Source organism: Agrococcus pavilionensis RW1 (assembly GCF_000400485.1).
Taxonomy (GTDB): Bacteria; Actinomycetota; Actinomycetes; order Actinomycetales; family Microbacteriaceae; genus Agrococcus; species Agrococcus pavilionensis.
In genome coordinates this window covers 24,108-38,032 of record NZ_ASHR01000024.1, presented here as the reverse complement: position 1 = coordinate 38,032, position 13,925 = coordinate 24,108, and the positions used below count along the sequence as shown (strand labels likewise).

The 13,925-nt window shown below is 72.6% G+C and carries 13 protein-coding genes; 11 read left to right on the top strand and 2 right to left on the bottom strand.

Annotated features, from left to right (window positions below; genetic code table 11):
• Window positions 1-96: 96 nt before the first annotated feature.
• Genes L332_RS22210 through L332_RS22180 form a run of 7 tightly spaced genes read left to right on the top strand, consistent with a single transcriptional unit; the run spans window position 97 to window position 7,772 of the window.
• A complete protein-coding gene (locus L332_RS22210; protein WP_021010495.1) occupies window positions 97-1,656 on the top strand; it encodes a sugar ABC transporter ATP-binding protein in 1,560 nt (519 codons plus the stop codon).
• Window positions 1,653-2,666, top strand: coding sequence for an ABC transporter permease (locus L332_RS22205; RefSeq protein WP_021010494.1), 1,014 nt, complete (start codon window positions 1,653-1,655; stop codon window positions 2,664-2,666). Before L332_RS22210 ends, L332_RS22205 begins: the two co-directional genes overlap by 4 nt.
• A complete protein-coding gene (locus L332_RS22200) occupies window positions 2,663-3,796 on the top strand; it encodes an ABC transporter permease (protein WP_021010493.1) in 1,134 nt (377 codons plus the stop codon). Before L332_RS22205 ends, L332_RS22200 begins: the two co-directional genes overlap by 4 nt.
• Window positions 3,793-4,563 carry a class II aldolase/adducin family protein gene (locus tag L332_RS22195; RefSeq protein ID WP_021010492.1) on the top strand — a complete coding sequence of 257 codons (771 nt, stop codon included), beginning with the start codon at window positions 3,793-3,795 and terminating at the stop codon, window positions 4,561-4,563. Before L332_RS22200 ends, L332_RS22195 begins: the two co-directional genes overlap by 4 nt.
• A gap of 22 nt (window positions 4,564-4,585) precedes the next feature.
• Window positions 4,586-5,455 (top strand): sugar phosphate isomerase/epimerase family protein, encoded by an 870-nt coding sequence (locus L332_RS22190; RefSeq protein ID WP_021010491.1) that lies wholly within the window; start codon window positions 4,586-4,588, stop codon window positions 5,453-5,455.
• 2 nt (window positions 5,456-5,457) lie between these two features.
• Complete coding sequence (locus L332_RS22185; RefSeq protein WP_021010490.1) at window positions 5,458-6,180, top strand: L-ribulose-5-phosphate 4-epimerase; 723 nt, start codon at window positions 5,458-5,460, stop codon at window positions 6,178-6,180.
• Window positions 6,177-7,772 (top strand): xylulokinase, encoded by a 1,596-nt coding sequence (locus tag L332_RS22180; RefSeq protein WP_021010489.1) that lies wholly within the window; start codon window positions 6,177-6,179, stop codon window positions 7,770-7,772. The genes L332_RS22185 and L332_RS22180 overlap by 4 nt, the downstream gene beginning before the upstream one ends.
• Before the next feature lie 18 nt (window positions 7,773-7,790).
• Here L332_RS22180 and L332_RS22175 read toward each other — a convergent pair whose 3' ends face one another.
• Entirely contained in the window at window positions 7,791-8,315 is a 525-nt protein-coding gene (locus L332_RS22175; protein ID WP_021010488.1) for an adenine phosphoribosyltransferase, read from the bottom strand.
• 59 nt (window positions 8,316-8,374) lie between these two features.
• Here L332_RS22175 and L332_RS22170 point away from each other — a divergent pair, with 59 nt between their 5' ends.
• Genes L332_RS22170 through L332_RS22160 form a run of 3 tightly spaced genes read left to right on the top strand, consistent with a single transcriptional unit; the run spans window position 8,375 to window position 11,876 of the window.
• A complete protein-coding gene (locus L332_RS22170; RefSeq protein ID WP_021010487.1) occupies window positions 8,375-10,105 on the top strand; it encodes a circularly permuted type 2 ATP-grasp protein in 1,731 nt (576 codons plus the stop codon).
• A complete protein-coding gene (locus tag L332_RS22165) occupies window positions 10,105-11,034 on the top strand; it encodes an alpha-E domain-containing protein (protein WP_031223657.1) in 930 nt (309 codons plus the stop codon). The genes L332_RS22170 and L332_RS22165 overlap by 1 nt, the downstream gene beginning before the upstream one ends.
• Complete coding sequence (locus L332_RS22160) at window positions 11,031-11,876, top strand: transglutaminase family protein (RefSeq protein WP_021010485.1); 846 nt, start codon at window positions 11,031-11,033, stop codon at window positions 11,874-11,876. Before L332_RS22165 ends, L332_RS22160 begins: the two co-directional genes overlap by 4 nt.
• Here the strand turns inward: L332_RS22160 and L332_RS22155 are convergent.
• On the bottom strand, window positions 11,860-13,479 hold the full coding sequence (locus tag L332_RS22155) for an HNH endonuclease signature motif containing protein (RefSeq protein WP_021010484.1): 1,620 nt from the start codon (window positions 13,477-13,479) through the stop codon (window positions 11,860-11,862). The two genes, L332_RS22160 and L332_RS22155, sit on opposite strands and share 17 nt — an antisense overlap.
• A gap of 156 nt (window positions 13,480-13,635) precedes the next feature.
• On the opposite strand from L332_RS22155, the gene L332_RS22150 reads away from it, so the two are divergent.
• Window positions 13,636-13,920, top strand: coding sequence for a DUF2277 domain-containing protein (locus L332_RS22150; RefSeq protein WP_021010483.1), 285 nt, complete (start codon window positions 13,636-13,638; stop codon window positions 13,918-13,920).
• Window positions 13,921-13,925 lie beyond the last annotated feature (5 nt).

Genomic DNA, 13,925 nt, shown 5'->3' with positions numbered 1-13,925 from the left:
GGCGCGGCGCGCGCCGCGCCCCGGCACCCCCTCCGGCCTGCGGGCCGGCCCGCAGGCAGCCCGCCGGCCTCCGCGCCGGCGACCACGAGGAGCACCATGACCGACACCGCCCAGCGGGCACGCCCCACGCCGGGGAACGACTCCACGCCCCGGCTCGAGATGCGCGACATCTCGAAGCGCTACGGCGGCGTGCGCGCCATCCGCCACGCCGACATCACCGTCATGCCCGGCACGGTCCACGCGCTCGTGGGCGAGAACGGCGCGGGCAAGTCGACGCTCATCAAGATCCTCGCCGGGGCCGAGCAGTCCGACACCGGCACGATCGCGATCGACGGCGCACCCGTCTCGATCGGCTCGACGACCGACGCGATCGGCCTCGGCGTGCAGACCGTCTACCAGGAGCCGCAGCTCTTCCCCGAGCTCACCGTCGCCGAGAACTTCTTCGTCGGCCGCGAGATCACGCGCGGCCCCATGATCGACTGGCGCGCACAGGCGCCGCGCATGCTCGAGCTGCTCGACACCGTCGGCCTCGACCGCAGCGTCGCCTCGCAGCCGCTCGGCGGCCTCTCGATCGCCCAGCAGCAGCAGGTCTCGATCGCGAAGGCGCTGCTCGAGCAGGCGAGCATCCTCATCCTCGACGAGCCGAGCGCCATCCTCACCGACGCCGAGATCGAGGTGCTCTTCGGCGTCGTGCGGCGGCTCGCCGCCGACGGCGTCTCCATCATCTACATCAGCCACCGGCTCGACGAGCTCTTCCGCATCGCCGATGCCGTCACGATCATGCGCGACGGCGAGACGGTCTCGACCGAGCCGATCGGCGAGCTCTCGGTGCGCGAGATCGCCGAGCGCATGGTCGGCGGCGCGATCGACGAGGGCGAGCACGTCCCCGGGGAGCACGGCGAGACCGTGCTCGAGCTCGAGGGGCTCACGCTCGACGGCGCCTTCGCCGACGTGTCGCTCTCGGTGCGCGCGGGCGAGGTGCTCGGCCTCTACGGCCTCATCGGCTCCGGCGCGGCCGAGGTCGGCGAGGTCGTCTACGGCATGCGGCGCGCGACGGGCGGGCGGATGCGCGTCGTCGACAGCGACAGGCAGCCCGGCACGCCCGCCGACGCGAAGCGCCGCGGCATCCGCATGGTGCCCGCGAACCGCTCGTCGCAGGGCTCCTTCTCCTTCCAGAGCATCGCCTTCAACATCACGGTCGGCTCGCTCGGCCTGCTCGGGAAGCTGCCCGGCTGGGTGTCGCCCAAGGCGGAGCGGCGCATCGCCGACGACCTCATCGGCCGGCTCGCGGTCAAGACGCCCACCTCGCGGCAGCCGCTCGGCGCGATGTCGGGCGGCAACGCGCAGAAGGTCGTGCTCGCCCGCCAGATCGTCGAGCAGCCGAAGCTCCTCGTGCTCGCCGAGCCGACGCAGGGCGTCGACGTCGGCGCGAAGGAGGAGATCCACCGGATCATCGCCGACCTCGCCGCGCGCGGCACGGCCGTGCTCGTGATCACCACCGACCTCGCCGAGGTCCAGCGCATCTCCGACCGCGTCCTCGTGTTCCGCTCCGGGCGCATCGCCCGCGAGTTCCCGCCCAGCGCGAGCCAGGCGTCGCTCCTCGCGGCGGCGGCCGGCGCCGAGGACGAGCCCGTCACCCAGGAGGACGACCGATGACCACCGCGACCGAAGCCCGCGCGCCGCAGGCGGTGAGCATGCGCCGCATCCTGCCCCCGATCGTGACGGGGCAGGAGGTCGTGCTGCTCGTCGTGCTCGTGGTGCTGTGGGTGCTGCTCGGCATCTTCACGCCCGCGTTCCTCACGCCCGGCTCGATCGGCCCGCTGCTCGTGCAGGTCGCCCCGATCGCGCTCATCGGCGTCGGCATGACGTTCGTCATCATCACCGCGGGCATCGACGTCTCGGTGGCCGGCATGATCATGGTCTCCGCCGTCGTGACGGCGCGCGTGCTCGTGAGCTACGACGTGCCCGCGATCGTCGCGGTGGCGCTCGCGATCGTCATCGGCGCCGCGCTCGGCGCGCTCAACGGCGTCCTGATCGCGTACGGCCGCGTGCATCCGATCATCATCACGTTCGGCACGGCGAACGTCTTCACGTGGCTCGGGCTGCGCGTCTTCAACTCCTCGACCGTCAACGGCATCCCCTCGACGCTCGAGTTCTTCGGCCGCGGCTCGGCCGGCTCGACGCTCGGCGTGCCGCACTCCTTCGCGATCGCGGTGCTCGCGGTCGCCGTCGCGTGGTGGTTCCTGCGCTACGCGAAGTCGGGCCGCAACCTCTACGCGATCGGCGGCAATCAGAACGCCGCGCGGCTCGCGGGCATCAAGGTGCAGCCGCGGCTCGTGTGGGTCTACCTCATCACCGGCGCGCTCGCCGGGCTCGCCGCGTGCATGATCATCGCGACCGGCACCTCGACGCTCGACCAGTCGGTCGGCTCGGGCAAGGAGCTCCAGGTGATCGCGGCCGTCGTCATCGGCGGCACGTCGATCCTCGGCGGTCGCGGCAGCGTCGTCGGCACGCTCCTCGGCGCGATCCTCGTGCAGACCGTCGTCTCGGGCGTCACGCAGCTCGGCTGGCCCACCCAGCTCGGCTTCCTCTTCGTCGGCATCTTCATCCTGATCGCCGTCGGCACCGACATCATCCGCGAGCGAGCCAGGAGGGCGCGCGCATGACCGCCACCACGACGACCCCCGCCCCGGAGCGCCGCGCGGAGCCGACCTCGCGCGTGCGCGAGTGGCTCGGCTCGGGCATCCTCCGCGACCGCGCGGTGCTGCTGCTCGCGCTCATCATCGTGCTCCTCGTCGCGATGTCGATCCTCGACGCCCTCGGGCTCACGAGCGGCACGTTCAACAGCGACTACCTCGCCTCGACGCTCATCGCCTACGTGCCCCTCGCGCTGCTCGCGCTCGCGGAGCTGTTCGTGATCACGTCGGGCCGCGGCGGCATCGACCTCTCGGTCGGCTCGATGGTCTCGCTCACGGGCATCGTCTTCGCGATGCTCTACCAGCAGGTCGGGCTGCCGCTGCTCGTCGCGGTCGTGCTCGCGGTCGCGTTCGGCGCCCTGCTCGGCGCGATCAACGGCGTGCTCACCGCCTACCTCGGCTACCCCGCGCTCATCACGACGCTTGCGACCTTCTACGCCTACCGCTCGATCGCGCTCGTCGTGAGCGAGCAGCGGCCGATCTCGGGCCCCGAGATCTCGGAGTTCTACAACGCGGCGAAGGCCGTCGAGCTCCCGGTGATCGGCGGCACGCTGCCGCTCGTGCCGCTCGGAGTCTTCACGTTCCTCATCCCGGTCGCGATCGTCGCGTGGTTCGTGCTCAACCGCACGACCTACGGCCGCAAGCTCTACGCGATCGGCACGAACGACACGGCCGCGCAGTGGGCCGGCATCGACACGCGCCGCACGCGCATGATGGCGTACGTCACGGCGGGCGCGATCTCGGGCCTCGTCGGCGTGTACACCGTCGCGCAGTTCGCCTCCGCCCGGCCCGACGCGGGCACGAGCGGCAGCGGCATGGCGCTGCCCGCGATCACGATCGCGGTGCTCGGCGGCGTCGCCATCACGGGCGGCATCGGCAAGCTGAGCGGCATCCTGCTCGCGGCGCTGCTCATCGTGTGGCTCAACGCCTCGATCCTGCTCGTCGTGCCCGGCAACGAGGGCGCGCAGGCGCAGCTGCTCGCGCTCGGCATCGTGCTGCTCGGCGCCTCGCTGCTCTCGAACGCCACGATCCGCAGGCGGCAGGCGGGAGCACCACCGCGCCTCGCGGTCCCGGCGACCGCGCCGGGAGCGCCGAAGTGACCGATCCCCGCGACGACCTGCTGCGGCTCGCGCACGCCGTGGGCGAGCCGCAGCGCGAGCTCGTCATCCTCGCCGAGGGCAACGTCTCGGCGAGGCTCGACGACGAGCGGATGCTCGTGAAGGCCACGGGCTCGTCGCTCGCGGCGTCGGGGCCCGACGACCTCGTCGAGTGCTGGTTCGCGCCGATCCTCGAGCTGCTCGACGACCCGGCCGCGTTCGAGGGCGGTGCGGGAGACGCGCGCGTCGCGGAGGCGCTCATGACCTCGCGCGTCGACCCGGACGCGAAGCGGCCGAGCGTCGAGGCGCTCCTGCACGCGGTCGTGCTGAGCTCCGGCGCGGGCGCCGCCTGCCACACGCACCCCATCGCGGCGAACTCGGTGCTGTGCTCCGACCGGGCAGGGCTGCTCGCCGCCGGTGCGCTCTTCCCCGACCAGATCGTCGTGCTCGGTACCGAGACGCTGCTCGTGCCCTACGTCGACCCGGGCCTGAGCCTCGGTCGGCTCATGCGCGACGAGCTGCGCGACTTCGCCGACCGGCACGGCGCGCTCCCGAAGGTCGCGTGGATGCGGAACCACGGCATCTTCGCGATCGGCGCGACGCCGGCCGAGTGCCTCCGCATCACCGAGATGGCCGACAAGGTCGCGCGCATCCTCGTCGGGGCGCTCTCGGTGGGCGAGCCGACCTTCCTCCCCGACGCCGTCCTCGACCGCATCGACGGTCGGGACGACGAGCACGTGCGCCGCGCGATCCTCGACGCGGCGCGATAGACCACCCAGCGAAGGAGCAATCATGCAGATCGGCGTCCACGGCCTCGTCTTCACCGGCACGTTCGACGAGGCGGGCCTCCAGACCGCCATCGCCGGCACCCAGCAGGCGGGGTTCGACCTGCTCGAGCTGCCGCTCATGGATCCGTTCGCGATCGACGGCGCGCTCGTGCGCCGCATGCTCGACGACCACGGCGTCGCGATGACGTCGAGCCTCGGGCTCGACGCCGCGCACGACCTCTCGAGCGAGGACGCCGCGGTGAGCCGCGAGGGCGAGACCCTCCTCGAGCGGGCGATCGACGTCGTCGCCGAGGCGGGCGGAGCGCACCTCTGCGGCGTCATCTACTCGGCGATGCAGAAGTACACGACCCCGGCGACCGAGGCGGGCCGCGCGAACTCCGCCGCGGCGCTCCGCCGCCTCGCCGACCGCGCGGCCGCGGCAGGGGTGACGCTCTCGCTCGAGATCGTCAACCGCTACGAGACGAACATCGCGAACACCGCGCGCGGCGGCCTGCGCTTCCTCGAGGAGATCGGGCACGACAACGTGCACCTGCACCTCGACACGTACCACATGAACATCGAGGAGTCGGGGATGCTCGAGCCCGTCCTCGACGCGGGCGAGCGGCTGCGCTACGTGCACATCGGCGAGAGCCACCGCGGCTACCTCGGCACCGGGTCGGTCGACTTCGGCTCCTTCTTCCGCGGCCTCGCGCGGCTCGGCTACGACGGCCCGATCGTCTTCGAGTCGTTCTCGAGCGCCGTCGTCTCGGAGTCGCTCTCGAACACGCTCGGCATCTGGCGCAACCTGTGGGAGGACTCCGACGACCTCGCCGCGCACGCCAACCGCTTCATCCGCGACCAGCTGCGCTCGGTCGAGACGATCGCGCTCCACTGAGCATGGCCGCGACTGCGCTCGACGCGACGACGCTCGCGGCCGTCGACGCCGTGCGCGAGGACGTCGCGCGGCTCCACCGCGAGCTCGTGCGCTACGGACTCGTGGTGTGGACGGGCGGCAACGTCTCGGGCCGCGTGCCGGGCGCCGACCTCTTCGTCATCAAGCCCTCGGGCGTCGACTACGACGAGCTGACGCCCGAGCGGATGATCGTGTGCGACCTCGACGGTGCCGTCGTGCCCGGCACCGCCGGGAGCGAGGCGAGCCCCTCGAGCGACACCGCCGCGCACGCCTACGTCTACCGGCACATGCCCGAGGTCGGCGGCGTCGTGCACACGCACTCGACCTACGCGACCGCGTGGGCGGCGCGCGGCGAGGAGATCCCGTGCGTGCTCACCGCGATGGCGGACGAGTTCGGCGGGCCGATCCCCGTCGGGCCGTTCGCGATCATCGGCGACGACTCGATCGGCCGCGGCATCGTCGAGACGCTCCGCGAGCACCGCTCGCGCGCCGTGCTCATGCAGAACCACGGTCCGTTCACGATCGGCAGGACGGCGAGGGATGCGGTGAAGGCGGCGGTCATGGTCGAGGACGTCGCCCGCACGGTCCACCTCGCGCGCGAGGCAGGGCCCCTCATCCCCATCGCGCCGACCGACATCGACCGGCTGCACGAGCGGTACCAGCACGTCTACGGCCAGCGGCCCGGAACGCAGCAGGGCGACCGATGAGCGCCGAGGCGATCGAGGCGGGCCGCACGGCGCTCGGCATCGAGCTGGGCTCGACGCGCATCAAGGCGTGCATCGTCGACGCGGCCGATCCCGCGCGCGTGCTCGCGGTCGGCTCCCACGCGTGGGAGAACCGCTTCGAGGAGCGCACCTGGACCTACGCGCTCGACGACGCGTGGGCCGGCGTGCAGGCGGCGTTCGCCGAGCTCCGCGCCGACGTCCTGGCGCGGCACGGCGTCGAGCTGCGCACGCTCGGCGCGATCGGCGTCTCGGGCATGATGCACGGCTACCTCGCCTTCGACGAGGCGGGCGAGCTGCTCGCGCCCTTCCGCACCTGGCGCAACACGTCGACCGGCCGCGCCGCGGCCGAGCTCACCGAGGCCTTCGGCGTCAACATCCCGCTGCGCTGGTCGATCGCGCACCTCCACCAGGCGATCCTCGACGACGAGCCGCACGTGCCGCGGGTCCGCTCGATCACGACCCTCGCGGGCTACGTGCACCGCGCCCTCACCGGACGTGCCGTGCTCGGCGTCGGCGACGCATCCGGCATGTTCCCCATCGACGCTACGGGCGGCGACTACGACCCGGAGCTCGTCGCGCGCTACGACGAGCTCGTCGGCGGCCGGCTCCCGGTCGCGAGCGTCGCCGAGCTGCTGCCGACGGTGCTCCGCGCGGGCGAGCCGGCGGGCGAGCTCACGCCCGAGGGCGCGCTGCTCCTCGACCCGAGCGGCGCGCTGCAGCCGGGTGTGCCGCTGTGCGCACCGGAGGGCGACGCCGGTACCGGCATGGTCGCGACGAACGCGGTCGCGCCCCGCACGGGCAACGTGAGCGCGGGCACGAGCATCTTCGCGATGGTCGTGCTCGAGCGGCCGCTCGAGCGCGTGCACGCAGAGCTCGACCTCGTCGCGACGCCCGCGGGAGACCCCGTCGCGATGGTGCACTGCAACAACGGCGCGAGCGAGCTCGCCGCGTGGGCGCACGTGTTCGCGCGCTTCGCCGAGGCCGCCGGCGCACCGATCGACGACGACGCCGTCTTCGACGCGCTCTTCCGCGAGGCGCTCGCGGGGGAGGCCGATGCCGGCGGGCTGCTCGCCTACAACCACGTCGCGGGCGAGCCGATCGCGGGCCTCGACGAGGGTCGGCCGCTGGTCGTGCGCACGCCCGAGAGCCGGCTGACGCTCGCGAACCTCATGCGCGCGCACCTCTACGGCGCCTTCGGCACGCTCGCGCTCGGCATGCGCGTGCTCGACGAGGAGGGCGTGCGGCTCGACCGCATGTTCGCGCACGGGGGCATGTTCCGCACGGCGGGCGTCGCGCAGCGCTTCCTCGCCGGGGCGCTCCGCGCGCCCGTGTCGGTGGGGGAGACGGCGTCGGAGGGCGGCGCATGGGGCATCGCGGTCCTCGCCGCGTTCGCGCGCGCGGCCGCGGGCGGCGACGCGCGGAGCCTCTCGGCGTACCTCGACGAGGCCGTCTTCGCGGACGCCGCGCAGTCGACGGTCGAGCCCGACCCCGACGACGTCGCGGGCTTCGCGGCGTACCTCGAGCGCTACCGCGCCGGGCTCGCGGTCGAGGCCGCGGCGGTCGCGGCGCTCTGAGCGGAGCCGCCGGTCGGCTCAGGCGGCGAACACCGCGTGCGCGTCCGGCACGCGCTCGCGGCCGCCGAGCGCCGTGAGCTCAAGCACGACCGCGACGCCGGCGACCTCGCCGCCGAGCTGCTCGACGAGCCGCGCGGCCGCGACGAGCGTGCCGCCGGTCGCGAGCACGTCGTCGACGAGCAGCACGCGACGGCCCGTGAGGTCGCCCGCAGCCTCGATCGTCGCGACGCCGTACTCGAGCGCGTAGTCGACGGATGCCGTGGGCTGCGGCGTCTTGCCGGCCTTCCGGATGGGGAGCAGGCCCGTCCCCGCGGTCGCGGCGACGGCGCCCGCGAGCACGAAGCCGCGCGCCTCGACGCCCGCGACGAGGTCGAAGCCGCCCTCGAACGGCGCGGTCAGCGCCTCGGTGACCGTCCGCAGCGCATCCGCGTCCTGCAGCATCGGGCCGATGTCGCGGAACAGCACCCCGGGCTTCGGGAAGTCGGGCGTGATCGCGATGAGCGACTCAGCGCGGGTGAGCTGGGCGGGGGATGGCGTCGGCACCTCTCGAGGCTAGTCGCGCCTCGCAGGCTCGACCCGGCCGCCGTCGGTAGGCTCGCGCCATGGGCGACCTCTTCGACGACTACGACAAGCCCTTCGCCGTGCCCCGCAAGCGGCAGGGCACGCCGTGGGACGAGATGTTCGAGAGCAAGGGCAGCGCCCGCGGCCCGTACAAGCCGCTCTACGACGCGCTCTCGGAGATGTCGAAGGACGACCTCCGCGCTCGCGCCGACGCGCTCGCCACGTCCTACCTCGCGCAGGGCGTGACGTTCGACTTCGCGGGCGAGGAGCGGCCGTTCCCGCTCGACGCCGTGCCGCGCATCATCACCGCGGAGGACTGGAAGCACGTCGAGTCGGGCGTGCAGCAGCGGGTGCGGGCGCTCGAGGCGTTCCTCGCCGACATGTACGGACCGCAGCGCGCCGTCGAGGACGGCATCATCCCCGCGAAGCTCATCAGCACATCCACCCACTTCCACCGCCAGGCCGCCGGCGTCGTCGGCGCGAACGGGGTGCGCATCCACGTCTCGGGCATCGACCTCATCCGCGACGAGCACGGCGAGTGGCGCGTGCTCGAGGACAACGTGCGCGTGCCCTCGGGCGTCAGCTACGTCATCTCGAACCGGCGCGTGATCGCGCAGACGCTGCCCGAGATGTTCTCGTCGATGCGCGTGCGGCCGGTCGGCGACTACTGCGACAAGCTGCTGCACGCGCTGCGCGCCGCTGCCCCCGCCGGCGTCGACGACCCGCGCGTCGTCGTGCTGACGCCCGGCGTCTACAACTCCGCCTACTTCGAGCACACGCTGCTCGCGCGCCTCATGGGGGTCGAGCTCGTCGAGGGCCGCGACCTGTTCACCTCCGGCGGCCGCGTCTACATGCGCACGACCGAGGGGCCCGCGCGCGTCGACGTCATCTACCGCCGCGTCGACGACGACTTCCTCGACCCGCTGCAGTTCCGCGCCGATTCGATGCTCGGCAGCCCCGGCCTCATGCTCGCCGCGCGGCTCGGCAACGTCACGATCGCGAACGCGGTCGGCAACGGCATCGCCGACGACAAGCTCGTCTACACGTACGTGCCCGACCTCATCCGCTACTACCTCTCCGAGGAGCCCATCCTCAAGAACGTCGACACGTGGCGGCTCGAGGATCCGGGCGCGCTCGAGGAGGTCATCGACCGCCTGCACGAACTGGTCGTCAAGCCCGTCGACGGCTCGGGCGGCAAGGGGCTCGTCGTCGGCCCCGACGCGTCGCCCGAGGAGCTCGAGGCGCTCAAGCAGCGGCTGCTCGCCGACCCGCGCGGCTGGATCGCGCAGCCGGTCGTGCAGCTCTCGACCATCCCGACCCTCGTCGACGACGGCATGCGGCCGCGCCACGTCGACCTGCGCCCCTTCGCCGTCAACGACGGGAAGGATGTGTGGGTGCTGCCGGGCGGGCTCACGCGCGTCGCGCTCCCCGAGGGACAGCTCGTCGTGAACTCCTCGCAAGGCGGGGGCTCGAAGGACACGTGGGTGCTCGCGGGGCCGCGCGAGCAGCTGCCGCTCATCGACCACGACGCCGAGTTCGGCGCCTCGGGCGAGCCGATGACGCGGCCCATCCCGATCGTGACGGCCGCCGCGGCGGCCGCGGCGGCGCTCGGGGAGCATCCGCAGGACCAGTCGCCGCAGGATGCGCCGACCTCGAAGTCGACGCAGGCGGAGCAGCAGCAGCAATCCGCGCGCTCGCAGCCACCCGCTCGTCGAGCAGCCGGCGAAGCCGGCGTATCGAGACGCCCCGCCGACGGAGGTGACGCCCGATGATGCTCTCCCGCATCGCCGAGAGCCTGTTCTGGATCGGCCGCTACATCGAGCGCGCCGACGGCACCGCGCGCATCCTCGACGTCTACCTCCAGCTGCTGCTCGAGGACGTCGCGGTCGACGAGGACACCGCGTGCCGCGCCCTGCTCGGCGTCATGGGGCACGACGCCCCGCCGGAGCGGAAGCTCACGCGCGTCGACGTCGTCAACACGCTCGCGACCGACCGCTCGCAGCCGGCGTCGATCGCCTACTCCGTCAACGCGGCGCGCGAGAACGCCCGCCGCGCGCGCGAGATCATCTCGACCGAGCTGTGGGAAGTGCTCAACGCCACCTACGCGAACATGCCGCGGCGCGTGAGCCCGGAGCAGGTGCACGTCATGTTCGGCTGGGTGCGCGAGCGCGCGGCGCTCGCGGGCGGGATGGCCGACTCGACCGCGAGCCGCGACGATGCGTGGAGCTTCCTCAACCTCGGCCGCTTCATCGAGCGGGCCGACATGGTCGCGCGACTGCTGGCCACGCGCGCGCTCACCGAGGCGTCGGGTCCGTCGTGGACGACGATCCTCCGCTCGGTCGGCGCCTACGAGGCGTACTTGCGCACCTACCGCGGCGTGCCCTCGTCGACGAACGCGGCGGAGTTCCTGCTGCTCGATCGCCTCTTCCCGCGCTCGATCCTGTTCTCGATCCGGGGAGCGGAGGACTGCCTGCACGACATCGAGCCGAGGCACGACCGCGTCGGCTACGTCGACCCGGCTCAGCGGATGCTCGGGCAGATCCGCGCGGAGCTCGAGTTCACGCCGATCCAGGAGATCATCGAGCGCCTGCCGACGGTGATGGACAAGGTGCAGTCGACCACGACGGCCGTGTCGCACGCGGTGCGCGAGCGCTACTTCCCGACCCACAACATGCCCGCCTGGACGAGGGAGGCCTCGTGAGCCGGCTCCGCATCCGCCACACCACCGGCTACCGCTACGAGCGGCCCGTCGTCGCCTCCTACAACGAGTCGCGCATGCTGCCGTCGACGAGCGACGGCCAGTTCGTCATCTACTCGAACCTCGACGTGCGGCCGAGCACCTCGGTCAACACCTACGACGACTACTGGGGCACGAAGGTGGTCTCGTTCGACGTGCTCGCGCCGCACACGGAGCTGCAGCTGACGGCGACGAGCCTCGTCGAGGTGCGGCCGCGGCTCACCGGCGGGCACGAGCTCTCGTGGGAGCAGCTCGAGAAGGTCGCGGCGCGAGCGACGCAGTACGTCGAGCAGCTCGGGCAGACGCGGCGCACGCGCCCGTCGGCCGACCTCGTCGCGTCGGCGCGGGAGATGGCGGATGCGTCCGAGACGCCGGGCGCCGCGGCGGCGGCGATCGCCCGGATGGTCGGCGAGCAGATCGAGTACATGTCGGGCGTCACGCACGTGCACACGCTGGCCTCCGAGGCATGGGAGAACCGCAAGGGCGTGTGCCAGGACATCGCGCACATCACGATCGGGGCGCTGCGCTCCGTCGGGATCCCGGCGCGCTACGTCTCGGGCTACCTGCACCCGAAGCGCGAGCCGGTGATCGGCGAGACGATCCGGGGCGAGTCGCACGCGTGGGTCGAATGGTTCACCGGTGAGTGGAACGCATGGGACCCGACGAACCTCATCGACATCGGCGACCGCCATGTGAAGGTCGGCCTCGGCCGCGACTACAACGACGTGCCGCCGCTGCGCGGCGTCTACGCCGGAGCGGGCAAGAGCGAGCTGTTCGTCTCGGTGGAGATCACGAAGGAGAGCTGACGCCGCACGGCCCGCCCGTGCGTGCGCCGTCATGTCCGCAGCACCGTGCTGCGCCGCGCGCAGCCGCCGGTGGTCGAGCCGTCGGTCGAGCACCGACTCGTCGTCTGAGATGGCCTTCGATCCCGGGCGCGCGACCGCTCGGCCGAGCGAAGTGCCGCCTGGCGGGTCGCGGTGGATCGGGCAGCCTCACCGCGAGCGAGGATGCGGCGGCGGCCGGCACGGTCAGCGCTCGCAGCGGCTCCCCGCTCCGAGTCGCGCGGGCGTAGGGATCGCTCGGGCGCAGCTGCGGCACCACGCGCCAGTCGCCCGGGGTGCCCTCGATGAGCAGCCGACCCGCGTGCACCTCGTGATGGCAGTGGCTGCACAGCAGGATGCCGTTGTCGGTATCGGTCGGTCCGCCTCGGCTCCACCAGACGACGTGGTGCGCCTCGGTCCAGGCGACCGGTGCGTTGCAGCCGGGCGTCGCGCAGCCCTGGTACTTGATGGCGAGCGCGATGCGCTGCGGCTTGGTGAAGAGGCGCTGCTCGCGACCGAGGTCGAGCACGTGGCCGCGCTCGTCGACGATCGCGCGCTGCACGACTGCCTCGCACAGCAGCCGGCCGAGGGTCTCGATGGGCACGAGGTCGCCGGTGTGCTCGATCGTGAGGGTGCGATCGCGGTGCTCCGCGTTCTGCATGTACGCGTCGAACGCCTCGATCGTGCCGTTGAGGACGATGCGCGGTGGCTCGCCGCCCGCGATGGGAGCGTCGCCGGACGCCACGTGCGCCGCAACGACCGCCATCAGCGCGTCGTGGCGCTTCTGGCCGAGCGAGCGGTTGTCGAGGTCGGCCTCCGCTCCATCGTCGCGCGGAGCGTCGTCGTCGACGAACCGCACCTTCGTACGCGGCGCGGTGTACGCATCCAGCATCGCCTTGAGCTGCGAGCCGGGCTCCGCCGGGGCGTCGCCCTCGAAGTGCCACATGCCGTTCTGCCGCTGCCAGATGCGCAGGTCGCGCTGCGCGTACTGCCGCTCGGCGTTCGGCAGCACGCCATCGGGATCGAGGTAGGTGACGAACGCCTTCGCGCGGACAGCGAGCAGCTCTGGCACGAGCGGCGCTGCGACGTCGGTCGCCGCCTCAACGAGCTCGCGCTCAGCCCAGGCGAGCCGCTCGAGATCTGCCCTCGGGGCTGCCGGTGCGAGCTCGGAGACGATGGTGCGGACCTGGGCGAGCGAGATCGCGCCCTCGTCGAGCGCCGCGGCCACGAGCGGAAAGGGCGCCTCGACGCTGCCGCCGCTGATGCCGACCGATCGACTCGTCGCCCTGGCCATCGAGAGCAGCTCAGCCGCCTGACCGGCACGGATGCCGAACGCCGAGGCGACGGTCTCCTTCGGGCTGCGCTTGCCCATCAGAGCGCAGATCGACGACTCCTCCGGACCCTTCGAGCGCTGCTCGATCTCGCCGGCGAGCCGCACGCGCTGGGCATCAACGATGCGCGCCAGCTCGGCCGTCTGGTGCAGCAGGTCGACCAGCTCCTGGCGCGAGACGCGCGAGATCGAGGCGAGATCGTCGAGCACGGCGCGGGCGGCGCGGATCGCCTCCGCGGCCTGCTCGGTGGTCGACATCGCTGCCTCCTCGAATCCCTGTTCCGCACAGAGTAACGAATGCCGCCCACATGCCGAGGTGGGTGCGTGGCAAGCTGTGGACAACTCGAGAGGGAGCGAAGCGCCCACCCGTACCGGTGCCTGGCGCGGCGCTTCGGCCGGACCTACCCTGCCTGCATGTGCAGGAACATCACCGAGCTTCGCGGGCTCGAGCCCGCCGCGAACGACGAGGAGATCGAGGCCGCCGCCCGTCAGTACGTCCGCAAGGTCTCGGGCATCACGCATCCGACCGACCGCACTCGCGACGCGTTCGAGCGGGCGGTGGCGGAGGTCGCGCACATCACGCAGCACCTGCTCGACGACCTGCCCGACCGGCGGCAGCCGCCCAAGACCGTCCCGCCGCTGCGGCGGCCCGAGGTGCGCGCCCGCATCGCGGCGCGAGAGGCGGCGCTCGTCGAGTAGTCGCT